Source organism: Sulfitobacter sp. S223 (genome assembly GCF_025143825.1).
Classification (GTDB): Bacteria; Pseudomonadota; Alphaproteobacteria; order Rhodobacterales; family Rhodobacteraceae; genus Sulfitobacter.
Window position 1 is genome coordinate 3,334,759 of the sequence record NZ_CP083560.1, and the last position, 22,749, is coordinate 3,357,507.

Annotated in this window: 23 protein-coding genes; 7 read left to right on the forward strand and 16 right to left on the reverse strand. The window is 54.9% G+C overall.

Annotated features, from left to right (window positions below):
• Nucleotides 1-100: 100 nt before the first annotated feature.
• Nucleotides 101-523: a tellurite resistance TerB family protein gene (locus K3757_RS15910; protein ID WP_259996953.1), complete on the forward strand. Its 423-nt coding sequence runs from the start codon at nucleotides 101-103 to the stop codon at nucleotides 521-523.
• Between the two features lie 6 nt (nucleotides 524-529).
• Here K3757_RS15910 and dacB read toward each other — a convergent pair whose 3' ends face one another.
• Complete coding sequence (gene dacB, locus K3757_RS15915; RefSeq protein ID WP_259996954.1) at nucleotides 530-2,029, reverse strand: D-alanyl-D-alanine carboxypeptidase/D-alanyl-D-alanine-endopeptidase; 1,500 nt, start codon at nucleotides 2,027-2,029, stop codon at nucleotides 530-532.
• An 85-nt stretch (nucleotides 2,030-2,114) separates the two neighbouring features.
• Between dacB and K3757_RS15920 the strand changes: the two genes are divergently transcribed.
• Entirely contained in the window at nucleotides 2,115-2,939 is an 825-nt protein-coding gene (locus tag K3757_RS15920; RefSeq protein WP_259996956.1) for a DMT family transporter, read from the forward strand.
• Here the strand turns inward: K3757_RS15920 and K3757_RS15925 are convergent.
• From K3757_RS15925 to K3757_RS15935, 3 genes are all read right to left on the reverse strand, one after another.
• The gene (locus K3757_RS15925; protein WP_259996958.1) at nucleotides 2,931-3,533 is read right to left on the reverse strand and encodes a nicotinate-nucleotide adenylyltransferase; all 603 of its coding nucleotides are present in this window, start codon (nucleotides 3,531-3,533) and stop codon (nucleotides 2,931-2,933) included. The genes K3757_RS15920 and K3757_RS15925 overlap by 9 nt on opposite strands.
• Nucleotides 3,534-3,595: 62 nt before the next feature.
• Nucleotides 3,596-5,152: a sodium:alanine symporter family protein gene (locus K3757_RS15930; protein WP_259996961.1), complete on the reverse strand. Its 1,557-nt coding sequence runs from the start codon at nucleotides 5,150-5,152 to the stop codon at nucleotides 3,596-3,598.
• Nucleotides 5,153-5,162: 10 nt separating this feature from the next.
• Entirely contained in the window at nucleotides 5,163-5,603 is a 441-nt protein-coding gene (locus K3757_RS15935) for a universal stress protein (protein WP_259996963.1), read from the reverse strand.
• 425 nt (nucleotides 5,604-6,028) lie between these two features.
• Here K3757_RS15935 and ettA point away from each other — a divergent pair, with 425 nt between their 5' ends.
• Entirely contained in the window at nucleotides 6,029-7,684 is a 1,656-nt protein-coding gene (ettA, locus tag K3757_RS15940; RefSeq protein ID WP_259996965.1) for an energy-dependent translational throttle protein EttA, read from the forward strand.
• 137 nt (nucleotides 7,685-7,821) lie between these two features.
• Here ettA and K3757_RS15945 read toward each other — a convergent pair whose 3' ends face one another.
• Nucleotides 7,822-8,796: a PleD family two-component system response regulator gene (locus tag K3757_RS15945; RefSeq protein ID WP_259996966.1), complete on the reverse strand. Its 975-nt coding sequence runs from the start codon at nucleotides 8,794-8,796 to the stop codon at nucleotides 7,822-7,824.
• Nucleotides 8,797-9,306: 510 nt separating this feature from the next.
• Between K3757_RS15945 and K3757_RS15950 the strand changes: the two genes are divergently transcribed.
• Together K3757_RS15950 and K3757_RS15955 are read left to right on the forward strand one after the other, a co-directional pair.
• A complete protein-coding gene (locus K3757_RS15950; RefSeq protein ID WP_007117950.1) occupies nucleotides 9,307-9,513 on the forward strand; it encodes a cold-shock protein in 207 nt (68 codons plus the stop codon).
• Nucleotides 9,514-9,668: 155 nt separating this feature from the next.
• Nucleotides 9,669-10,220 (forward strand): L,D-transpeptidase, encoded by a 552-nt coding sequence (locus K3757_RS15955; RefSeq protein ID WP_259996967.1) that lies wholly within the window; start codon nucleotides 9,669-9,671, stop codon nucleotides 10,218-10,220.
• 94 nt (nucleotides 10,221-10,314) lie between these two features.
• Here the strand turns inward: K3757_RS15955 and K3757_RS15960 are convergent, their stop codons facing one another.
• The 7 genes from K3757_RS15960 to K3757_RS15990 all read right to left on the reverse strand — a co-directional run bounded on the left by K3757_RS15960 (nucleotide 10,315) and on the right by K3757_RS15990 (nucleotide 17,554).
• Nucleotides 10,315-10,710 carry an ACT domain-containing protein gene (locus tag K3757_RS15960; RefSeq protein ID WP_259996968.1) on the reverse strand — a complete coding sequence of 132 codons (396 nt, stop codon included), beginning with the start codon at nucleotides 10,708-10,710 and terminating at the stop codon, nucleotides 10,315-10,317.
• A 178-nt stretch (nucleotides 10,711-10,888) separates the two neighbouring features.
• Nucleotides 10,889-11,884 carry an ABC transporter substrate-binding protein gene (locus K3757_RS15965; protein ID WP_260001296.1) on the reverse strand — a complete coding sequence of 332 codons (996 nt, stop codon included), beginning with the start codon at nucleotides 11,882-11,884 and terminating at the stop codon, nucleotides 10,889-10,891.
• 56 nt (nucleotides 11,885-11,940) lie between these two features.
• A complete protein-coding gene (locus tag K3757_RS15970; RefSeq protein WP_259996969.1) occupies nucleotides 11,941-12,783 on the reverse strand; it encodes an ABC transporter permease in 843 nt (280 codons plus the stop codon).
• The gene (locus K3757_RS15975; protein ID WP_259996971.1) at nucleotides 12,780-13,700 is read right to left on the reverse strand and encodes an ABC transporter permease; all 921 of its coding nucleotides are present in this window, start codon (nucleotides 13,698-13,700) and stop codon (nucleotides 12,780-12,782) included. Before K3757_RS15975 ends, K3757_RS15970 begins: the two co-directional genes overlap by 4 nt.
• 78 nt (nucleotides 13,701-13,778) lie before the next feature.
• Entirely contained in the window at nucleotides 13,779-14,564 is a 786-nt protein-coding gene (locus tag K3757_RS15980) for an ABC transporter ATP-binding protein (RefSeq protein ID WP_259996972.1), read from the reverse strand.
• A 29-nt stretch (nucleotides 14,565-14,593) separates the two neighbouring features.
• Nucleotides 14,594-16,054, reverse strand: a complete 1,461-nt coding sequence (hydA, locus tag K3757_RS15985; protein ID WP_259996973.1) for a dihydropyrimidinase — start codon at nucleotides 16,052-16,054, stop codon at nucleotides 14,594-14,596.
• A 249-nt stretch (nucleotides 16,055-16,303) separates the two neighbouring features.
• A complete protein-coding gene (locus K3757_RS15990; protein ID WP_259996974.1) occupies nucleotides 16,304-17,554 on the reverse strand; it encodes a Zn-dependent hydrolase in 1,251 nt (416 codons plus the stop codon).
• A 167-nt stretch (nucleotides 17,555-17,721) separates the two neighbouring features.
• Here K3757_RS15990 and K3757_RS15995 point away from each other — a divergent pair, with 167 nt between their 5' ends.
• Entirely contained in the window at nucleotides 17,722-18,342 is a 621-nt protein-coding gene (locus K3757_RS15995) for a TetR/AcrR family transcriptional regulator (RefSeq protein WP_259996975.1), read from the forward strand.
• 95 nt (nucleotides 18,343-18,437) lie between these two features.
• Complete coding sequence (locus tag K3757_RS16000; protein ID WP_259996976.1) at nucleotides 18,438-18,899, forward strand: hypothetical protein; 462 nt, start codon at nucleotides 18,438-18,440, stop codon at nucleotides 18,897-18,899.
• Nucleotides 18,900-18,905: 6 nt separating this feature from the next.
• On the opposite strand, the gene preA is transcribed toward K3757_RS16000, so the two are convergent.
• The 4 genes from preA to K3757_RS16020 form a co-directional block, all read right to left on the reverse strand.
• Nucleotides 18,906-20,210, reverse strand: a complete 1,305-nt coding sequence (gene preA, locus K3757_RS16005) for an NAD-dependent dihydropyrimidine dehydrogenase subunit PreA (RefSeq protein WP_259996977.1) — start codon at nucleotides 20,208-20,210, stop codon at nucleotides 18,906-18,908.
• Nucleotides 20,211-20,221: 11 nt separating this feature from the next.
• The gene (locus K3757_RS16010; RefSeq protein ID WP_259996978.1) at nucleotides 20,222-20,560 is read right to left on the reverse strand and encodes a DUF1428 domain-containing protein; all 339 of its coding nucleotides are present in this window, start codon (nucleotides 20,558-20,560) and stop codon (nucleotides 20,222-20,224) included.
• Nucleotides 20,561-20,611: 51 nt separating this feature from the next.
• Entirely contained in the window at nucleotides 20,612-21,934 is a 1,323-nt protein-coding gene (locus K3757_RS16015) for an NAD(P)-dependent oxidoreductase (RefSeq protein WP_259996979.1), read from the reverse strand.
• Between the two features lie 124 nt (nucleotides 21,935-22,058).
• Nucleotides 22,059-22,706: an arylesterase gene (locus K3757_RS16020; RefSeq protein ID WP_259996982.1), complete on the reverse strand. Its 648-nt coding sequence runs from the start codon at nucleotides 22,704-22,706 to the stop codon at nucleotides 22,059-22,061.
• Nucleotides 22,707-22,749 lie beyond the last annotated feature (43 nt).

Below are 22,749 nucleotides of genomic sequence, written 5' to 3' on the forward strand. Positions count from 1 at the left end.
CACCCGCGCCCAATCGCGCGGCTGTCGCTTCATCTATTGCGCAAGGCCCACGCCGTCAATATTCTGCAAGCCAACCAGTCGCGCGCAAAGGACCCATCCTATGACAAATGACCCGTCTCTCGCGCTCAGCGCACAGGATTCTCTGATAGCGGTTATGGTCGCTGTCTCTGCCTCTGATGGCGACATCGGCACGACCGAACTGATCAAGATTCAGTCCGCAGTGAACCTGCTCCCGATTTTCTCGGACTTCGATGTGGACCGCATCAAAACCGTCAGCCAGATGGTATTTGATTTGTTCGAACAGGAAGACGGGCTTGATGCGCTTTTCGGTTTAATCAAGGAAGCGCTGCCGGACCGCCTCAACGAGACAGCCTATGCATTGGCCTGCGACGTGGCCGCAGCAGACGGCACATTGGAAGAGACAGAGCTGCGCTTGCTTGAAGAAATCCGCTACGAACTGGAGATCGACCGTTTGCACGCCGCCGCGATTGAACGTGGCGCACGTGCGCGTCACCTAAGCTGAACAGCTTCAGGCGCCGTATAACACGCCCCACCTCTCCAACAACTGCTGCTGCATGCGTTTTGCTCGGCGGTTCCAGCTTACGCCACCGGGCGGGCCTTCGCGTTCCGCACGGGTAAGCGTGGCGCGGATACCTTCGTCTGCTGCAAAGATCGCAAAAGCCATCTCAGTTCCGTCAGGCCCTGTCAGGTAGCCTGCGAGTGATGAAACAAAGTTTAGTGTGCCGGTCTTTGCATCGACCTTAATCGGATGATCCTTTATCACCCTGCGGCTGTCGTCTCGCATCACAATCGGCTTCAGGATATCGCGCATCCCTTCCGCGTGAACTTTCAGCAAGGCAATCACCATATCGCTGGCAGTCAAGCGGCTGTCATCACCAAGGCCCGAGTGGTCGACCAACGCGGCAGACTGCATGCCCAAACTCGATTGAGCCCAATCATTCATCTCTTGTGCTGATGCCTTCAGGCTATCGGCGGGTTTGCCGCGCGCGGCTGTGGCGGCCAGCCCCATCATTTCAGCGGTCAGATTCGTTGACCACTTCAGCATGTCGCGCAGGATACTGCGCAAATCCTCACTTTGATTATCGACCAGCACCTCACCAACGGGCAGATCCGATATCATCTTGGGCGCGCCTAGGCGAATACCGTTCGACCCTGCAAGGCTTTCGAATACCTCACCGGCATAAAGACCCGGCTTGCGCACCGGCAACCAGCGCGCACCGCTACCGCCCAGGGCTCCACGTGCAACCGTCCATGCATCGCGGCCCGAACGGTTCTCATAGGTGTAGACTGGAGAAGACCGGTCCCTGACCTGCATCGCCGCCATTCTAACGGCTGGGCGGTACCGTTCAGTCCGGCCTTCCATCGTGATGGAATATTTGCCATTCGCGCGCTTCCACTCGAAATGGACACGGTTGTAATTCAGCGCGAGCCCCGAAACCCCCGGATTATAGCCGACCTGATCAGGCTGCTCGGGGTCGATCCGGTCCAACACAGGCAGACTTGCTTCGTAAACCTTGAAATCGCCCCTGACACCGATGATCCCCGCCGCCTTCAGATTGGCAGCCATCGTAGCCAGTGTGTCAGTGTCTAATGTGGGATCACTCCCCCCCACCAAAACCAGATCACCCAGAATCTCGCCATCTAACACGCCACCGGTGGCCAATAGCCGGGTCTCGAAACGGTGATCCGGTCCAAGGGCGTCCAGCGCATATAGGGCGGTGATCGCTTTCGTTACGCTGGCAGGTGGACGGGACGTTACAGCGTCCGCGCTCTCAAGCGTCATGCCAGAATTCAGATCGGCTACCACGAAGGAAACCTTGTCGGTTAGCCTTGCCTCGCCCACGATATCTTTGGCGCTGCGCACAGCACGTTTAAAGAAATCTTCGCCACGCAGCATCGGTCGCAAAGAAGCCTCTGGCGGGGCCGCCCGAACGGCAGACGCGCCCATCAAACTTGCTGCTGCCGCAGCCGTACCCAGAAAATGCCGTCGTGATAATGCGCGTTTCATGACCTAGAGGTAGCGCAAGAGCGGTCCCCGCCACAAGCGGTCAAAAATCACTTTCTGTCCATCGACGTGCATGCTAGCCACCCTGATGCAACGCGCTGTCCTTATCATGTTTCTCGCCATGTCGTTGATCCCCGCAGGAGATAGCGCCGGCAAGCTGTTGACAGGCTCCTATGCGACAGCGCCGATCTTCGTCGCTTGGTCACGGTTTCTAGTCGGCGCTCTGGTTGTTTTGCCGTTCGTGCCGCGTAGCGCTTGGGCACTCTTGCGAAATTGGCGCATCTGGCTGCGCGCAGCAATTCTCGCTGTCGGAATTACCTGTATCCAGACGGCCCTCAGGATCGAAGATGTCGCAACCGTTTTTGCAGCATTCTTTATCGGACCACTTATCAGCTACGCGCTGGCTGTACTGTTCCTACGTGAGCCGGTGACGGTGCTGCGCTCTGCCCTAGTGATCGCAGGATTTATCGGCGTTCTGATCGTGGTCCGGCCCGGAATTGAAACCAGCGCAGGCGTACTATGGGCCGTTGCAGCGGGTACCTGCTACGGCATATTCTTGACCATGTCGCGCTGGCTTGGTCCCCTTGGCAGCCCGATGGCCCTTACGTTTACACAGCTCTTGATATCCGCACTACTGTTGCTTCCATTCGGGCTAACGCAGATTCCAACAATGACAGGCGCGGTTGCGGCACTCACGGTTACCTCTGCCTTATGCTCTATGTTGGGGAACCTGCTGCTACTCTACGCGTACAAGCTGGCACCAGCAACGCGCATCGCGCCGCTGGTTTATTTCCAGCTGGTCGCAGCCGTTGGGCTTGGTTGGGTGATCTTCGGAGACCTGCCTGATGTCTGGACGTGGACCGGATTGATCATCATCCTGACTGCCGGTCTATGCTCGGCCCGTCTACGCTGACCATTCTCCGGAGGCCCGGATAGCGGACGAGGAAACATCCATCATCGGCACATTTACAAAACACCATGCCGGCGCGCGCGTATGGGCAAGCTTCTGACTAAAACGCCCCGGTATTCTGTAGGGCGCATAAAGTGTCGCTGCGCGGCTCATCCGGGCAGAGATTCGTTGCCCCGGACGTGCAAGTATTCCCATCGGCACCGAATGAACGATGTCTTGCCAGTCCTGCCAAAGATGGAACTGCGCCAGATTATCTGCGCCCATCAACCAAACGAACCGCTGCTTTGGATAAATTGCTTGCAGCGCACGTAACGTTGCGGCGGTGTAGCGTGTGCCAAGGCGCTCTTCGATACCTGTCACCTTTACGCGCGGATGCTGCATCACTGCACGCGCCTGTTCAAGGCGCTGATCCATAGGCGCTGGACCATGGGATTTAAGCGGGTTGCCGGGGCTAACAAGCCACCAGACCTGATCAAGACCAAAGCGTTTGAGCGCTTCACGCGTGATATGCGCATGGCCAGCGTGGGCCGGATCAAACGAACCGCCCAACAGCCCGATAACCTGACCGGGTGCCGCATATGGAATATCATGGCGCAAAGAAAAATGGCCCCCGAGGTATCTCAGGGGCCGAAAGGAGGGGAAGCCCCACCATTTGTCAATCAGAGACCGTTATCGAACTTGGCGATCTCGCCGGTCTTAAGGCGACCGAAGTAGCTGTTCATCTCACGCTTGACGATTGGCATCAGGAAGTACAGCGCCGTGATGTTCACCACCGCCATTGCGAAGATCATCGCATCGGAGAAGTCGATTACCGCGCCCAGCTGCGCTGCTGCACCTACGATGATGAAGAAGCAGAAGATCAGCTTAAAGATCAGCTCGGTCGTTTTGCCTTCACCAAACAGGTAGGTCCATGCCTTAAGACCGTAATAGGACCAGCTGATCATGGTCGAGAAGGCGAACAGGACCACTGCAACTGCCAGAACATAAGGGAACCAGCTGAAGCCTGTTGCGAAAGCGGCAGACGTCAGCGCCACACCAGAAGAGCCATCCGTCGTCTGGATCGCATTTCCAGCCTCGTTGAGCACGAAGTTGCCCGTCGCTGGGTCCATCACCAACACGCCGGAGATCGTGATAACCAGCGCTGTCATGGTGCAGATCACCACCGTATCAATAAACGGCTCCAGCAGGGAAACAACACCCTCTGTCACTGGCTCTTTCGTCCGCACGGCAGAGTGCGCAATCGCTGCTGAACCCACGCCGGCTTCGTTTGAGAAAGCCGCCCGCTTAAAGCCCTGGATCAAAGCGCCTACAAAACCGCCAGCAACACCCAAACCCGTAAAGGCACCGGCGAAAATCTGGCCAAAGGCCCAGCCGATCTGGTCGGCATTCACGATCAAGATGATCAACGCGGCGACAACATACATCACACCCATGAACGGCACGACCTTCTCTGTCACAGATGCAATGGATTTAATCCCGCCAACGATTACCATGAACACGACGACAGCAAAGATGCCGCCGGTAATGAGGCCTGAAAAGTCACCCGTGATCTGGGTAATCTGCGCATGCGCTTGGTTCGCTTGGAACATGTTCCCGCCGCCCAATGCACCACCGATGGTGAAGATCGCAAAAATCACAGCCAATACTCTACCACCTGGCAGGCCACGCTCTTTGAAGCCTTTGGTCATGTAGTACATGGGACCACCTGAAACTGATCCATCAGAATACTCGTTCCGGTACTTCACACCCAACGTACACTCCGTGAACTTGGATGCCATGCCCAACAGGCCGGCAATAATCATCCAGAAAGTCGCCCCTGGGCCACCAATACCGACAGCAACCGCAACGCCGGCAATATTGCCCAAACCAACAGTACCGGACAGCGCCGTTGTCAGCGCCTGAAAGTGGCTGACCTCGCCCGCATCTTCAGGATCCGAATAGTCGCCTTTGACCAGGCTGATCGCATGACCGAAAGCTTTGAACTGAATGAAACCAAAATAAATCGTGAAAATCGAGGCAGCAACAACCAGCCACAGCACGATCCAAGGAAAGCTTGTCCCGGGCAGGTTCATGAAGATCAAATTCACGAACCAGCCTGTGGAGCCGGCGAAAACATCGTTGACCTTCTGGTCGAATGAAACCGCATCCTGTGCGGCTGCCAATGTGGGCAGGGCCAATGCCGCTGCCGCTAAACCGCTTGTAATAAATCGTTTCATATCTATCCCCTTATGGAATGACCGTAATCGGAACGCTCGACGCAGCAACAAGTCTGCCTGTCACGCCGCCAAACAACCGCTCTTTTATGTTCCGCTCGCCGACCCGTCCCACGACGATTTGAGACGCGTTGTGCTTTTTGGCGAGCTTTTCCAGGATTTCGGCAACATCACCATGTTTCACGATCCCCTTCACGGTGCAGCCATCCGATTGCGCCATCGCAACTGCAGGCTCAATAACCCGCTCATGGGCAAGCTTCAGTTCTTCTTCGCGGCGTGCGTGACGCATTTCATTTTCTTCGGCGGTCTGAAAACTGAACGGCGACCATTCGATCACGTAAACTATCAAAATGCTGCAATCGCCTATCAGCTTTGCCCGGGCTGTCGCGAAATCGAGCGCGCGCTTGCCCGCATCCGACCCATCCAGCCCCACGATAAGTGTGGTTTGAGACATTATATTTCCCCTGCTTGTGACTGCGTCAAAACAGCAGTCCAGTTTCCCTCCCGCCAGCCTGGGCAAATGCCCGGAGAGGTTGCAAAAACTCTAGCACCATCCGCTGCGACATTTTGACCTATTTTTTCTCATTTCTCAGGAAATCGGCCCTAATTATTCAGTAAGAATAATCAATCGACCCACAATGAGGCATATTATCGGTTCGCGACCTTTCCGGCTACGCGCATTGAAAAATGCCGACTGCCGGGAAAGCGACTCGCTTACCCGTGAATTCGTTTTCTTAATTCGCTGATGGCTGCCGCTCAGGTCGCCTCGGAACTCACCGACATTCGCTATGCTTGCAGCACGCAACCCTTGTGCCGTTGATCTTGCCTTGCGTGCCAGATATTGCAAGGCAAACCCTGACTCATACGAGGAACAGCGAAATGGCCGCATATCAATACGTCTACCACATGCAAGGGGTCTCCAAGACTTACCCCGGTGGCAAAAAATGCTTTGAAAACATCCACCTCAACTTTCTACCCGGCGTAAAAATCGGGGTAGTCGGCGTGAACGGCGCCGGTAAATCCACATTGATGAAAATCATGGCCGGCATGGACAAAGACTTCACAGGGGAAGCTTGGTCCGCTGAAGGCGTGCGAGTCGGCTATCTTCCGCAGGAACCAAAGCTGGATCCGACGCTGACTGTGCGTGAGAATGTGATGCTCGGCGTTGCTGGCAAAAAGGCAATCCTTGACCGCTATAACGAGTTGGCGATGAACTACTCGGACGAGACCGCAGATGAGATGGCAGCACTGCAAGACCAGATCGACGCAGAAAACCTCTGGGACCTCGACAGCCAGATCGACGTGAGCCTGGAAGCGCTGCGCTGCCCTCCGGATGACGCGAACATCAATGATCTTTCCGGCGGCGAAGCGCGCCGCGTAGCACTGTGCAAACTGCTGCTGGAAGCGCCCGAAATGCTGCTGTTGGACGAACCGACCAACCACCTTGACGCCGAAACGATCGCATGGCTGCAACAGCACCTCATCGCCTACAAGGGCACAATTCTGATCGTCACCCACGACCGTTACTTCCTGGATGACATCACCACTTGGATTCTTGAGCTTGACCGTGGCCGCGGCATCCCTTGTGAGGGCAATTACTCTGACTGGCTGGAGCAAAAGGCAAAACGTCTGAGCCAGGAATCCCGCGAAGACAAATCCCGTCAGAAAACTCTGGAGCGGGAATTGGAATGGATGCGTCAGGGTGCCAAGGCACGCCAATCCAAATCCAAAGCGCGTATCAAATCCTATAACGAGATGGCAGACCAGTCAGAGCGCGAAAAGCTCGCCACAGCGCAGATCGTTATCCCCAACGGCCAACGTTTGGGCAACAAGGTGATGGAAGTTGAAGGACTGTCCAAAGCCATGGGCGACAAGCTTCTTGTTGAAAACCTCAGCTTCTCTTTGCCGCCCGGTGGTATTGTCGGCGTGATCGGCCCCAACGGTGCCGGCAAATCTACCCTTTTCAAGATGCTTACCGGTCAAGAACAGCCTGATGCGGGCACGATCGAGGTTGGTGACACCGTTGAACTGTCTTACGTGGACCAGTCGCGCGATGACCTGAACTCCGATGACAACGTATGGCAGGCGATCACAGGTGGCGCAGAACTGATTCAGCTTGGCGATGCCGAAGTAAACTCCCGCGCCTATTGCTCTTCCTTCAACTTCAAAGGTAGCGACCAGCAAAAGAAGGTCGGCCTGCTGTCAGGTGGTGAGCGCAACCGTGTTCACATGGCACGTCTGCTGAAGTCCGGCGGCAATGTGCTGCTGCTCGATGAACCTACCAACGATCTGGACGTGGAAACCCTGCGTGCGCTTGAAGATGCTTTGGTAGACTTCGCCGGTTGTGCCGTAGTCATTTCCCACGATCGCTTCTTCCTTGACCGGATCTGCACCCATATTCTTGCCTTCGAAGGTGAGGCCCATGTGGAGTGGTTTGAAGGCAACTTCGAAGACTACGAAGAGGACAAGAAACGCCGCCTTGGTGCCGATGCGCTGGAACCAAAGCGCCTGAAGCATAAGAAATTCATGCGTTAGAATACGTAAGGGAGGGCGGCCGCAGGGTCGCCCTTTCTTTTAGCGGGCCAGCCATTGTCGAAAGAGTTAGGCACAGAGCATTACAATATGCGCTGTATGAACAAACACTCCTTATTCGGGCAATCTATCAGCCCCGATCAAGCCCCCCCAATCCTGACAGACAGTCTCTCGAACAGTCCCTGCACCTCAAACGGATCGGCCTGACTGCCCAGATCGGCACGGGATTGGTAACTGCGCATGACATCTGCGGCCATCTTGCCGGGCCAGGAATCCGGCCCTTTGATCCGGCGCGCAGTAATCGTTGGCGCCTTTGATACGCCTGTCATGTGCTCGTCCCAATGTCCGTCAAGCGCGTGTTTCACGCGGCGCTGCAAATCAGTCTGGTTAAATGTCGCCGCTTCATGGGCCACCAAAAAAATTGTTCCTCTTCCAGCATAGGCATAGTAGCAATTTCGGGGGTCGACCACGTCACTCAATGCCTGACTAACGGCCTCGACCACTGCCCTGAATTGCGCCGGCTTCCGCCCGCGGAAAAGCCCCAGTGCGTTGTCAATCTGCACACTGCACAATGACACCGGAAGGCGGGAGTCTCCGCGCCGCAGAAACTCGTTCTCAAGGCTCAAAAAACGCTTCACGCAGGGCCGTAACTGCAGGTCAAACGGTTCATCAAACGAAACATCGGCAAGGCGCGCGAATTTCTCCAGCGCAGCCACATTGTCCCGTTCGCGTTGCTGGCTGTCATTAAGCATCGCCGCGAGCCGGATTCGGGTCACCAGTTCCAGCGGATCAAAGGGCTTATTCACAAAATCGGTGGCGCCAGCCTCGAATGCGCGTTTCATCATATCACGGGCCCGGCTTGCAGTGATCATCACAACAGGTGTCGCGCGATAGCGGTCTAACGTACGCAACTTGGCGCAGACCTCAATTCCGCTGATTTCTGGCAGCATGATATCCAGCAGAAACACATCGTATGGCACCTTGGCCACCTCAATTAATTCCAGCGCATCCTCTGCTGTGGCCGCAAAAGTAATGTCATCAAAACCGTTCTCTTCAAGAGCGACACCCAAGACGTCCAGCATCAATGGGTCATCATCCACTGCCAATATTCGCATCCGCTGGTTCCTCGTTACTGCCTATAGCGCCGGCAGATCACACAAGGGCCGGTTCTTGCACCTTCAAAGACAATCAAGGCAGACGTGCGGCGAGGGCATGTCAACAAGTAGGACCGGAAAAGCAAATCTTAAGAAAACCCAGCACAAAAACGGGTAGACAAATGTCACCCTTGCAGATTCGGGTCATGAGTTTCACGCCTTGCGATGGCTGCTGGCCTGACACAAAATCACGTCTCCAAGTCGGTCATTTTTCCGACCAAGCTCGGTGTTTTTTCATTAAACCCCATAGGTTATTATAGCTATAAGGCCATCTGCGCTTCGATGGCAGATGTTTGCCAGCAGCCCCCATGACACTTGAAATTCTGCGGTCATTATGCCATATCTCAGAATGCAAACGTTATCTTTATCCAGACCACTGTCTCCGCTACCGCGTTCAGTCTCTCGATTACAGACCGACCAAGCCGGGCCATCGCACACTGCGGATGGCATCTAAACTTAGGAGACTACGGAATGGCTACTGGCACCGTAAAATGGTTCAACACAACAAAAGGCTTCGGCTTTATCGCACCCGATGGCGGCAGCAAAGACGTGTTCGTGCACATCTCAGCTGTTGAGCGCGCTGGCCTCACAGGTCTGGCCGACAACCAGAAAGTGACTTTCGACATCGAAGCTGGCCGTGATGGCCGCGAATCCGCGACAAACATCGCCCTCGCGTAAGCCGCTGATTGCGGCGCGGATATAAATTCGCACGCGCAAAGCACAAAGATTTGACCGGCCATTCTGCAACGAATGGCCGGTTTTTCTGTTCTGGGCTTGATAATTTAGGTATTTTGGCGACATTAACCCCAATTCATCCGCAAAAGGACCGTAAAATGCGCCGCCGTACATTTATTGCAAGCACTATTGCCGCCACTGCCCTTCCCCAGCTCGCCTCTGCCCAAGCAGCTGCTTTTGATCCGACGCCGCAAATGGTGCGCGTGAAGAAGAACTATCAAGTCGGCGAAATGCTGATCCTGCCACGCAGCTACTATCTGTATTTTATCACTGATGTCGGACAGGCAATGCGCTATGGCGTTGGTGTAGGTAAAGCAGGTCTCGAATTTACCGGCTCCGCAACGATCTCAGTGAAAAAGGAATGGCCGACGTGGCGCCCGACCGATGAAATGATCGAGCGTGACCCAGATGCTTACGCCCGCTTCATCGGCAATACAGAAGCTCAGCCCGGAGGCCCCGGTAATCCGCTGGGTGCACGTGCGCTTTATTTGTTCCAGAACGGCAAAGACACGTATTTCCGCATCCACGGCACAACAGCGCCAAAATCAATCGGTCGCTCCGTCTCCAACGGCTGTATCCGTATGTTGAACGAGCATGTACAAGATCTGTACCAGCGCGTGCCAATCGGAACCAAAGTTACGGTTCTCTAAGTTTCCCCCAATAACTGAATGGAAAAGGCCAGTGATCGCACTGGCCTTTTCCAATTGGGCAGCAGCGCAACCTTGTTACCGCAAGTGAGACATCTCAGCTTTGGCACATTTCCGGCAGAACCTTCATCGCGTCATGCTGGCGACCGTCCGGTACAAATAGATGATCATAGAAGAAGCCGGACACAGGATTTACACCCATCTCACACTTTGCAAACTCAGTCGCGATTCGGGCCATGAACCCCACCGCTTCAAGAGAAGAATGAATGTTGAGCGTGATCATTCGGCACGGGAAGTCGTGAGCTAAGCCATACGTCTCCGCCTCGGACTTCAATGGAATATAGGTCGTACACTCTGATTCTTTGAACATCATACGAGGCTCAATATCTGCCAGATTCTGATCTGCCGGAAGTGTCACGAAAACATAGAGGCCATCAACGAGAACTGCTGAGAGAGACTTAATGAGCTCATCCAGCCTTGTTTCGCCGCTCAAGTTCGATCCAGTTTGCCAATTCGACTTGTTTTCAGACTAAGCAAGTCAGATGTGCAAGTGTCTAGGTTGCTGCTTTGCAAGAGATCTTAGCCCTTGCGGCGTTGGGCAGTTCTCTCCCCCCGAAAAAAAGAGGCCAGCGATTTCGCGCCAGCCCCTGCAGTCCGTGATCGGTGTCAGCTTATTTCAAAGCAGCATCGGTGATCACAGACGTCCATGCACCCTCTGGCTGCTTGGAGATCACCGGATCAGAGCCACCAGCCAGAAGCGTGTCCACAGTGCGCTGGAAGTCAGCTTCGACCAATGCGCCAGTAGAGCCAGCTGTAAGCTTGGCGATTTCTTTCATCATACGTACCTGCGCTTCTTCGGATTGCGCACCGGTTTCATCATTCTCGATGATGATGGCGCCTGCTTCCTCGGGGTTGGCTGCTGCGTATTCCCAACCCTTCATCGACGCGCGGACAAAGCGGGTCATCTTATCGACAAACATGTCATCCTTGAGATTATCTTCGAGGACATAAATTCCGTCTTCTAGCGTTGCGACACCCTGGTCTTCGTATTTGAACGTCACCAGCTCATCAGGGCTAACGCCTGCATCAAGCACCTGACCGTATTCATTGTACGTCATCGTTGAGATACAATCCGCTTCACGCTGCAACAACGGGTCCACGTTGAAGCCCTGCTTCAGCACGGTAACACCATCCTCACCACCGTCAGTGCTGATGCCTTCCTTGCTCATCCAGCTCAGGAACGGATACTCGTTGCCAAAGAACCAAACGCCGATTGTCTTACCTTTGAAGTCCTGAACGGAGGTGATGCCGGTATCTTTCCAGCAAGTCAGCATCAAGCCGGATGTCTTGAATGGCTGGGCAATGTTCACTACTGGCAAACCCTTTTCACGCGCAGCAAGCGCGGATGGCATCCAGTTCAGCATCGCATCCGCGCCGCCGCCTGCCAGCACCTGAGGTGGTGCAATATCAGGGCCACCTGGTAGGATCGTTACTTCCAGACCTTCTTCTTCATAGAAGCCTTTGTCCTGTGCCACGTAGTAGCCCGCGAACTGGGATTGCGTGACCCACTGCAACTGCAACGTTACCGTGTTGGCATGCCCTTCTGCGAATACCGGTGCTGCCGTCAATCCTGCGGCACATGCCGCCGCCATCATAAACTTTTTCATCATTCGACCTCCAAGTCGGTTGGTTAATACTATGCCCCGTTTATCAGGGTCGTTGGTTATCTCTGTGACGGATGCCAGAAGGTTACCCGTTTTTCGATCAAGGTCATCAGCCCATAAAAGGCGCTACCGGCCAAGGCCGCCACCACAATCTCGGCCCAGACCATATCAAGCGCAAGCTGTCCAAAGCTGGTAGAGATGCGGAAGCCCATTCCAACTGTTGGCGAGCCGAAAAATTCGGCGACAATCGCGCCAATCAGAGCAAGCGTTGTACCTATTTTCAAACCGTTGAAAATAAATGGCATCGCAGCAGGCAAACGGAGCTTGAACAATGTGGGCCAATAGCCCGCCGCATAGGTCCGCATCAGATCGCGCTGCATGGTGTTCGTTTCTTTCAGGCCCGCAACAGTATTCACTAGGATCGGAAAGAAAACCATTACAGCCACCACAGCGGCTTTGGATTCCCAATCGCTGCCCAGCCATTTGACCAAAATGGGCGCGGTCCCTACGATCGGCAAGGCAGCCATAAAACTGCCCACCGGAAGGATTCCACGTGTCAGGAATTCGGACCTATCCGCAATGATGGCCACAACAAATGCAGCAACGGCGCCAATGATATAGCCGCTCATCGCACCTTTGATGACAGTTTGACGGAAATCGGCCCAAAGTATTGGCCCTTCTTGGCCAAGCCGTTCCAGAACCGCCGAAGGCGCAGGCAGGATAACCGGGTTCACTTCAAAACCGCGCACCATCAACTCCCAAACGACGACAATTACCAAACCAAATATCGCTGGCACCGCAATTTTGACAGCCGTGCTATCAGAGGATGCGCCATTCGCCAGGCGGACATTCACCCACCATCCAAGGATCCAAAGGATCAAACCGGTCACTACATAGATCATGCCGCGCCCATCCCCATACGTCGCAGGGTTACCCGCTCAATCGCACTAAAAAGACCGACAAGTGCTGCCGCCGTCAAAGCTGCCGCAAACAATGCGGCCCATGATACCAAAGGCTGCCCATACTGATCACCCACCAGCATCCGCGCACCAAATCCAGCGCGCGCGCCAGTCGGCAGCTCAGCCACAATGGTCCCGACCAAAGACGCCGATATCCCGATCTTCAAAGAGGCAAACAAGTAGGGCGCAGATGCAGGAAGCCGCAATGCCCAGAAACTTTGCGTATCGGACGCGTTATAAGTCCGCAGTAGATCCAACTGCATTGCTGACGGGCTACGCAATCCTTTCACCATGCCAACAACGACAGGGAAAAAAGACAGATACGCGGCAATCAATGACTTTGGAAACAGCCCCTGTATGCCCATTGAACCAAGCACAACAATCACCATCGGCGCCAACGCGAGAATGGGGATCGTCTGGCTGACGATCGCCCAAGGCATGACAGACCGATCCATAACGCGGCTATAAACAATGCCGACAGCCAGCAGAATGCCCAAGCCGGTTCCGATTGCAAAGCCCAGCAAGGTCGGCGCCAACGTCACCCAACCATGGTAGACCAGCGACCGCTTCGATGTCACTTTCTTGGCAAAGATCGTATCAAACATCTCGCCTGCAACCTGCTGTGGGCTGGGCAGGCGCGGACGTTTGAACTGATATGTCAGTGGAATCAGATCAGGATTGCGCAGGGCAAGCCCTATACCGCCAATCTCTTGGCGCACTGCGGGGGTATCAGGCTCAACAAGCATCCCTTCCCGCTGTGCCTGATCGGCAACCAGATGCATATTCATCGGGATCACCGCCAGCAACCAGAACCCTAGAATCGCGACAACGACAGTAAGAACAGGGATAACAGACTTCATACTGCCCCCCAGACAAACCCGCGGGATGGCGGGCGGGACGTCGTCACAGACGCGTGCCGAACGAGATCTGCAATGATATCACTCATCCGCATGCCCTGCCCGCAATCCTTCACGCACACGGTGTGCAATCGCCAGAAACTCCGGCGTCTCCCGAATTTCCAAAGGCCGCTCTTTCGGCAGAGTGCTTTCAATCACATCCGTAATCCGACCCGGTCGTGGGCTCATGACTACAATCTTGGTGCTCAGATAGACCGCTTCAGGGATTGAGTGGGTGACAAAAGCAATCGTCTTTTCCGTCCGTTCCCACAACTTCAAAAGCTGCTCGTTCAAATGGTCACGAACAATTTCGTCCAAGGCACCGAACGGCTCATCCATCAAAAGCAGATCTGCGTTAAACGATAGCGCCCGCGCAATGCTTGCCCGCTGCTGCATGCCGCCCGACAGCTGCCAGGGAAACTTGTTCTCGAATCCTGAAAGCTCGACCAGCTCCAGCACCCGCGCAACCCGATCTGCATGCTCGGCCTTTGGTACACCCATGATCTCTAATGGCAGCCGGATGTTCCCGCCAATGGTGCGCCACGGGTACAATCCCGCCCCCTGAAACACATAGCCATAGGCACGTGCTTCTCGGGCTGCGCGTGGTGACACACCATTCACGGTAATCTCGCCGCCAGTTGGCTGTTCCAAATCGGCCATCACCCGCAGAAAAGTTGTTTTCCCACAACCCGATGGCCCAATAAAGCTGACGAAATCGCCTTGTTTGATGTCAAGATCCACACCCTGAAGCGCGTGGACAGGTCCGTCGTTGGTCTGGAAGGTCAAATCCAAACCACGCGCACTTATTACATTTTGCAGATCACTCACAAAAATTTTCCCGTATTCCTGCTAAACACTCAAATCCCCGCCGGAATATTCAATGGATCGCGTTTGATCATCTTCGGCGCATTCAGCTCTTTCCATTTGCTCAACGCAACGTTGCTACTTGGAAAGGCAGGACGCGGGACAAACCGGCCACGTCCGGGATTGGGCTGCGAATTCTGGCCCCATGCCCAGATCACCTCGCCACGGCTCAGCGTATACCGACTCTGCGCGCGCACTTCAAAGCCCTCAAAGACATTGTAGTCCAAGACAGAATGATGGTTTGCAGGCGAAATCGTCTTGGTAATCTTCGGATCCCACACAACGATATCCGCATCAGCACCCTCTACGATGGCGCCCTTCCGAGGATAGATGTTCAAAATCTTTGCCACGTTCGTACTGGTCGCCGCAACAAACTCATTCATGGTCAGACGGCCTGTCTCAACGCCTTCGGTCCAAAGAACGGCAAGCCGCTCTTCCAATCCGTTCGATCCATTCGGGATGATCCGGAAATCATCTCGACCCGCACGTTTTTGCTCGGTTGAGAAAGCAGCATGGTCGGTTGCGACCACTTGCAAGCTTCCTGCCTGCAAGCCCGCCCAGAGACTATCCTGATGATCCTTCGAGCGGAAAGGCGGCGACATGACCCGCCGGGCAGCATGATCCCAGTCTTTGTTGAAATATTCACTTTCGTCCAACGTCAAAAACTGGATCAGCGGCTCACCATAAACACGCATCCCTTTTTGGCGTGCACGGCGGATGGCTTCGTGGGTCTGTTCACACGACACATGCACGATATACAATGGAACACCCGCGGTGTCTGCGATGGTAATCGCGCGATTTGCGGCTTCCCCTTCCAACTCTGGAGGGCGGGAATAGGCATGGCCTTCAGGCCCTGTAATTCCCTCATCGAAATACTTTTGCTGAAGTTCGGCCACCAGATCACCGTTCTCCGCATGCACCATCGGTAGCGCACCCAGTTCGGCACAACGCTTGAAGGAGGCGAACATCTCATCGTCTTCAATCATCAACGCGCCCTTATATGCCATGAAGTGCTTGAACGAATTCACGCCCATGTCCACGGCATCTTTCATCTCGTTAAAGACATTCTCGTTCCAACCCGTGATAGCCATGTGGTAACCCACATCAGAGCAAATCTGCGGTGCGGACTTCCGGTGCCATTCATTGATTGCATTCTTGATCGAGCCATCCTCACCCGGAAGGCAGAAATCAACAATCATCGTGGTCCCGCCCACGGCAGCCGCCCAAGTGCCGCTTTCAAACGTTTCGGCGGCGGTTGTACCCATAAACGGCATCTCCAGATGCGTATGCGGGTCAATCCCGCCAGGGATTACATAGGCCCCCTCCGCGTCAATGTACTCGTCACCGATCAGATCCTCGCCAATGCGAACGATCTTCTCGCCCTCGATCAGCACATCCGCCTTCCACGTCCGGTCCGCCGTGACGACCGTGCCACCTTTAATTACTTTGGTCATGTGTTTTCCTTCCCGAACCGCTTTCCATAATCTCGAATTATTACACTGAGTTTGCCCATTGTATAAAATAATAGACGTATGTTCCGTAGTATCCGATGCCCGCTCCAAGACCTGCAAAGGAGATCACATAAAGTACCTTTTTCAAAAACGTTGTGGTCTTTGAGGCAATCACGAGTTGGACAAAGAGGGCCATGACAGCAAAACTGCCACCAACGATAAGCGCCCAAAAAGCCGGATTCTCCACTAATATCAGGACACAATCTCCGCCGTCTCTACAACCGCATGCAGCAGCACATCCGCCCCCGCCATCGCCCATTCCTTGGTGATTTCTTCCGCCTCGTTATGCGAAAGCCCGTCCACACACGGACACATCACCATCGCTGTGGGTGCGACACGGTTGATCCAGCAGGCATCATGCCCCGCACCCGAAATCAGGTTCATGTGGGAATACCCCAGCCGCTCCGCCGCATTGCGTACGGCTGTGACACATCCGTCGTCGAATGCCACTGGATCAAATCCGCCAACTTTCTCGAACTCGATGCCCAATCCCATGTCGTCAGCAATCTTTTGCCCCTCAACCCGCAGCCGCGCTTCCATATCCTCGATCACGCTCAAATCTGGTGACCGGAAATCAATGGTAAACACCACCTTGCCGGGGATCACATTGCGGGAGTTTGGATAGACATCAATATGTCCGGCTGCACCCACGGCGTGGGGTGCATGCGACCATGCAATCTCGTCTACTTTCTCAAGAATACGTGCCATGCCAAGCCCGGCGTTTTTGCGCATCGGCATCGGGGTGGAACCGGTATGACTGTCTTTTCCCGTCACAGTTACCTGCGTCCAGGAAAGCCCCTGTCCGTGCGTCACAACACCAACATCTTTACCTTCCGCCTCTAGGATGGGCCCCTGTTCAATGTGCAGCTCGAAGAAGGCATGCATCTTGCGCGCCCCCACTTCTTCTTCACCTCGCCAACCGATCCGCTTCAACTCATCACCAAAGGTTTTGCCTTCTGCGTCCTCCCGGGCATATGCCCAATCTTGCGTGTGGATGCCCGCAAATACACCAGAGGAAAGCATCGCAGGCGCGTAGCGTGTGCCTTCTTCGTTGGTGAAATTGGTCACCACAATCGGATGCTTTGTTTTTACGTTGAGATCGTTCAGCGTACGGAGAACTTCAAGACCGCCCAGAACGCCCAGAACCCCGTCATATTTACCGCCCGTCGGTTGCGTATCGAGGTGACTTCCCACATAGACCGGCAAAGCATTAGGATCGGTGCCTTCACGAAGTGCAAACATGTTGCCCATCTGGTCCAGACCCATGGTGCAGCCAGCAGCCTCACACCAGCGTTGAAACAACGCGCGTCCTTCACCGTCTTCGTCGGTCAGGGTCTGGCGGTTATTGCCCCCCGCGATCCCGGGTCCGATCTGTGCCATCTCCATCAAACTGTCCCACAAACGGTCTGGATTGATTTTGAGGTTCTGTCCGGGCGCTGGCATTGCGGGCTCCTATCTGTCTTAATGAGATCTGCTAACAAGCGATCAATTTTTTACCAATTGGTAAACTGACGATTGCGCCTGACTTCATTCCTGTCAAGAACTGCTTTAAAAAGAGACAAAGAGCGCCTGATTATCTGCCCATTTTTCCAGCACATGCGGAGACGCCCGTGAAAAACGCCACTGCAAAAAAGCCAAGCCGCATCCAAACACGCAACCGGCGACTGATTCTTGACTCCGCTCTGGAAGTGTTTTCCCGCGACGGATTTGGCGGTGCCACTCTTGACGCCATCGCGAAAGGCGCGGGCCTCAGCAAGCCCAACGTGCTATATTATTTCGAAGGCAAAACTGAAATCTATGTGACCCTGCTGAGCCAGCTTCTGGAAACGTGGCTTGACCCGTTAGTAGAACTTGACCCACAAGGTGACCCTGTCGAAGAATTGCTCGGTTATGTGCGCCACAAACTCGACATGGCACTGGAACTTCCCGCCGAAAGCAAGCTTTTTGCCGGTGAGATTCTACAAGGCGCGCCTTCGATAGCGGACTATCTCAAGAATGATCTCAAACCCTTATTTGATAAGAAATGCAGCATCATTCAGGACTGGATTGCGCAGGGAAAACTTGCAGACGTGGACCCCGCGCATCTGATGTTTTCTATCTGGTCGACCACACAACACTATGCGGACTTCGGAGCCCAAATCAGTGTTCTGCTGAGCGAAGAAGACCCCGCAGCAAGGGCCCATCAACATCTTGAACAGATGTTCCGCCGATTGCTGGCACCCGTTAACTAAAAAGTAAAATTTCCCTGAGAATTAAGGATGCGTTAAGGTCTCGGAATGAATCCTTAATGCGGGTGGCGGGCTACTTTTGCAAAAAGGGGCCAGTCATGGCGTTGAATATATCTGTAAACCTTATGAGCACTGTTTCTCCGCCGAAGCAGGCACAAAGCACGGCCAACATCGCCGCCGCTGGAGCCGACGTGAACGCAATTCAGCCTGCTGGCGCATCGGCGGACACGCGCGGCGCATCTACCGGAAGTGGCGCGGATACAGGCCACGGAAGCGCATACCAAAGATCCGCCAAACGGCAGCCAGATAGCGCGGAACCGAAGTCAGTGATCCGTGCTCAGGCACAAGCAGATGCCGACAGTCGAACATCTGCCGCGAGAGAAATGGATATCGCCCGGAACAAAGCATTGATTGATGGGATCGCGGCGACACATACACCTGTTGATGAACTGTCAGAACGCCAGAACAAGGTGGACCGTTATGCTCCACCTGATCCGTTGCCCACAGCACCAATCCTCAAAACTCCGGCACCGAAACCAGTCTGGACAGTACCCGAATAACAACGCCTATTCTGCAGCCGTCGCCGAAGGGTTGTTAGGGTGCATTGTCCAGTTTGCATACGTATCGTCGACCACTTTGCCAGTTCGGGGATCGGTCGCCCCTGCTGCCATCGGCACCATGGAGATACAGTTATCGACCGGACAGACCTCGACGCAGAGATTACAGGCGACGCATTCCTCGTCGATCACCGTAAAGGTGCGGTCCTCTGACATAGCGATCGCCTGATGCGAAGTATCTTCGCAGGCAGCAAAGCAGCGGCCACAGCTGATACAGTCGTCCTGATTGATAGACGCTTTGGCAACGTAATTAAGATTCAGATACTGCCAGTCAGTCGTGTTAGGCACTGCCGCGCCCATAAAGTCCTGAATGGAAGTGTGACCTTTTTCGTCCATCCATTCGGACAGGCCACTGATCATTTCCTGAACAACTTTGAAACCATAAGTCATCGCTGCTGTGCAGACCTGCACATTGCCACAACCCAGTGTGATGTACTCTGCCGCATCGCGCCATGTGGTCACACCACCGATACCGCTGATCGGCATGCCCGCTGTCGCAGGCGCGCGCGCGATCTCGCTGACCATGCTCAGCGCGATCGGCTTTACCGCAGGACCGCAATAGCCGCCATGTGTGCCCTTACCATCAATGCTTGGGTGCGGGCTCATTGTGTCCAAATCGACAGCAACGATAGAGTTGATGGTGTTGATCAGGCTGACCGCATCTGCACCACCGCGCTTCGCAGCTTCAGCCGGTTTGCGCACGTCGGTGATGTTTGGTGTCAGCTTCACAATGACCGGCTTGGAATAATACTGTTTGCACCAGCGCGTCACCATTTCGATGTATTCAGGAACCTGCCCTACCGCTGCACCCATGCCGCGTTCCGACATTCCGTGCGGACAGCCAAAGTTAAGCTCAATCCCGTCAGCGCCAGTGGCCTCAACCTTAGGAAGAATGTCTTTCCACGCCTGTTCCTCACACGGGACCATGATACTCACGATAAGGGCACGGTCGGGGTAGTCAGCTTTGACGCGGGTAATCTCATCCAGATTGGTCTGCAAATCACGGTCGGTGATCAGCTCGATGTTATTAAGCCCCAGCACGCGCCGGTCAGCGCCGTGGATCACGCCGTAGCGCGGCCCGTTCACGTTCACAACGGGCGGCCCTTCAGAGCCAAGTGTTTTCCAAACGACCCCGCCCCAGCCCGCTTCAAATGCGCGACGAACGTTGTATTCCTTATCCGTTGGTGGCGCAGAGGCCAGCCAGAAAGGGTTAGGGGATTTGATACCCAGAAAGTCAGTTGTCAGATCAGCCATGGGAGATGCTCCTACATATCCACGAGGGTTTCGAACCCGCCATAAATCATCCGCGCCGCATCGAACGGCAGCGCGCCCATTTCGGCCAAACGCGGATCGCGCATCGCCTTTTCTATATTCTCATCGCAAGTCGCCTTGTCCGGCCATTCCTGCCAGCCGGTCACAACCGTCTCACCCTCATTGGCAGCCACAGCCAGAGGAAAGGATGTCTTTTCTCCCGGCGGCACCGTTTCGCCCCACAGCTCGACCACGCGAAGCGCGCCGTGGGATTTGAAGATTTCCGCAGCCATCCGGCAATGCGCAAGGTAGGCGTCTTTTTGATCTGTCGGCACAGCGGCAACAAAGCTCATTACATACATCGCTAAAGTCTCCCCTTTTGCAGACATCATAGCACAAAAAGACTACCCGATGAGCGCGGCGTGAATATCCATTGCAGCATCACGGCCTTCGGCCACAGCAGTCACAGTCAGGTCGTCGCCGCCAGAAGCACAGTCCCCGCCCGCCCAAACACCCTGAACCGATGTACGGCCAGCGCCATCCACTTTGATCTTCCGGTTTTCAAGCGCGGGAAGGTTTGCGCCTTCAAGTGTCTGGCCAATCGCCTTGAACACCTGATCTGCGGCCAAACGCAACGTTTGACCCGTAGGGGTCATGTCGTCGCCCACATAGTCGAACTCTATCTCGCGCACAGCGCCATTGCCGATCACAGCTTTTGGCGTCGCATGGGTCACAATCCGCACACCTTTGCTGGCGGCAAGGTCCTGCTCGAACGGGCTGGCGTTCATCCGGTCCCGACCACGACGGTAAACCAATGTGACGTTTAGCGCGCCTAATAGTTTGGCTTGAACAGCAGCATCAACTGCCGTCATGCCACCGCCGATAACGACCACATCACGGCCAACAGGCACCTTTGCCACGTCAGACGCCTGACGCAAATCTGCGATGAAATCGACAGCGTCTAAAACGCCATCTTTGTCTTCGCCATCTGCGCCCAGCGCGTTCACGCCGCCCAGCCCCATGCCAAGGAAGACAGCATCAAAGTCAGATTTGAGTTCTTCCAACGTGACGTCGGTGCCCAATGTCCGACCCGTTTCGATCGTGATGCCGCCGATTTTAAGCAGCCAGTCCACTTCGCCCTGCGCGAAATCATCCGGCGTCTTGTAGGTCGCAATTCCGTATTCATTCAGACCGCCCGCCTTGGACCGTGCGTCATAAACCACGACATCATGGCCCAGCATGGCAAGACGGTGCGCGGCGGACAGGCCCGCAGGCCCCGCGCCCACCACGGCAACCCGCTTGCCAGTAGCAGCGGCACGGGTGAACGGATGCACGCCCTGCTCTTGCAAATGATCCGTTGCATAGCGTTGAAGCTGACCGATCAAGACCGGCTTGCCCTCGGCCATCTCACGTACGCAGGCCTGTTCGCATAGCTGCTCTGTCGGACAAACGCGGGCGCACATGCCACCCATGATGTTCTGGCTCAGGATCGTTTTGGCAGCTGCATCCGGCGTACCTGTCGCGATCTGCCGAATGAACAACGGGATGTCGATATCCGTGGGACATGCCGTGATGCAGGGCGCATCGTGGCAGAAGTAACAGCGGTCCGCCGCGACGATCGCTTCATGAGTATCGAGTGGCGGATGCAGGTCCGCAAAATGCGTCTCATAGGTCGGCGAATCCAACCGCCCTGCCTGTACGCCCGCTTCAAAAACCTTGTCCGCCATTGCTGATCCCCTAAGAAAACCGTTCCTTGGGTCAAACGCTGGCACAGGTCTATTTTTTTATCAACTGGTAAAATTTAGACCGGCGAATAAAAAAATGCAGCCGCTTAAAAAATGGGCATACGGATCAACCGCCTGCCTTTACCTGCTCAATCAGCTCCTGAACTTTGGGGCCAACTGCCTGAACGATACGCTCAACACCTTTGGCGTTCGGGTGAATTCCGTCGCTCTGAAACCACTCCCGCAAACTTGCAGGATCAGGCGCAATACCATCCTCGCTCAGCCCCGCGAAGAAGCTTTCGAGAAACACTGCACCATAAGTCTGCGCCAATTCCGGATAAATCGCGTCAAACTCGGCCTTGTAGTCAGGGCCAAAGTTACCCGGCGCGTCCATCCCGATCAGCAGCACCTCAACATTGGCTTCCTGAGCAGCCTGCAAGATGCCCTCAATATTATTACGTGCCTGATCTGGCGACAAACCACGCAGCAGATCGTTTCCGCCTAGCGTCACGATCATCGCGTCCACCTCTGGCGTCAATGTCCATCCCACACGGGATAGGCCACCTGCGGTCGTATCGCCGGACACACCCGCATTGACCAACTGCACATCATCGCCCTCCGCCCGCAACCATGCTTCAAGCTGCGGAACAAAACCTTCCTCCTGCACCAGCCCATAGCCTTGGGTCAGACTGTCGCCCAAAGCGGCAATGACCATGTCCTCCGCCTGTGCCATTCCTGCAAAAACCGTAAGAATCCATGCTAAAGCCTTGCGCATTCCGACATTCCCTCCATATCCCAAAGGGACGCCATAAACGAGG

Coding starts and splice junctions, on each gene's coding strand:
- K3757_RS15955 (WP_259996967.1), top strand. CDS start 9,669: ATGCGCCGCCGTACATTTATTGCAAGCACTATTGCCGCCACTGCCCTT.
- K3757_RS15990 (WP_259996974.1), bottom strand. CDS start 17,554: ATGCCAGCGCCCGGACAGAACCTCAAAATCAATCCAGACCGTTTGTGG.
- K3757_RS16020 (WP_259996982.1), bottom strand. CDS start 22,706: ATGCGCAAGGCTTTAGCATGGATTCTTACGGTTTTTGCAGGAATGGCA.
- K3757_RS15965 (WP_260001296.1), bottom strand. CDS start 11,884: ATGAAAAAGTTTATGATGGCGGCGGCATGTGCCGCAGGATTGACGGCA.
- K3757_RS16010 (WP_259996978.1), bottom strand. CDS start 20,560: ATGAGCTTTGTTGCCGCTGTGCCGACAGATCAAAAAGACGCCTACCTT.
- K3757_RS15950 (WP_007117950.1), top strand. CDS start 9,307: ATGGCTACTGGCACCGTAAAATGGTTCAACACAACAAAAGGCTTCGGC.
- hydA (WP_259996973.1), bottom strand. CDS start 16,054: ATGACCAAAGTAATTAAAGGTGGCACGGTCGTCACGGCGGACCGGACG.
- dacB (WP_259996954.1), bottom strand. CDS start 2,029: ATGAAACGCGCATTATCACGACGGCATTTTCTGGGTACGGCTGCGGCA.
- K3757_RS15930 (WP_259996961.1), bottom strand. CDS start 5,152: ATGAAACGATTTATTACAAGCGGTTTAGCGGCAGCGGCATTGGCCCTG.
- K3757_RS16000 (WP_259996976.1), top strand. CDS start 18,438: ATGGCGTTGAATATATCTGTAAACCTTATGAGCACTGTTTCTCCGCCG.
- K3757_RS15945 (WP_259996966.1), bottom strand. CDS start 8,796: ATGCGAATATTGGCAGTGGATGATGACCCATTGATGCTGGACGTCTTG.
- K3757_RS15935 (WP_259996963.1), bottom strand. CDS start 5,603: ATGTCTCAAACCACACTTATCGTGGGGCTGGATGGGTCGGATGCGGGC.
- ettA (WP_259996965.1), top strand. CDS start 6,029: ATGGCCGCATATCAATACGTCTACCACATGCAAGGGGTCTCCAAGACT.
- K3757_RS15975 (WP_259996971.1), bottom strand. CDS start 13,700: ATGAAGTCTGTTATCCCTGTTCTTACTGTCGTTGTCGCGATTCTAGGG.
- K3757_RS16015 (WP_259996979.1), bottom strand. CDS start 21,934: ATGGCGGACAAGGTTTTTGAAGCGGGCGTACAGGCAGGGCGGTTGGAT.
- K3757_RS15920 (WP_259996956.1), top strand. CDS start 2,115: ATGCAACGCGCTGTCCTTATCATGTTTCTCGCCATGTCGTTGATCCCC.
- K3757_RS15910 (WP_259996953.1), top strand. CDS start 101: ATGACAAATGACCCGTCTCTCGCGCTCAGCGCACAGGATTCTCTGATA.
- preA (WP_259996977.1), bottom strand. CDS start 20,210: ATGGCTGATCTGACAACTGACTTTCTGGGTATCAAATCCCCTAACCCT.
- K3757_RS15970 (WP_259996969.1), bottom strand. CDS start 12,783: ATGATCTATGTAGTGACCGGTTTGATCCTTTGGATCCTTGGATGGTGG.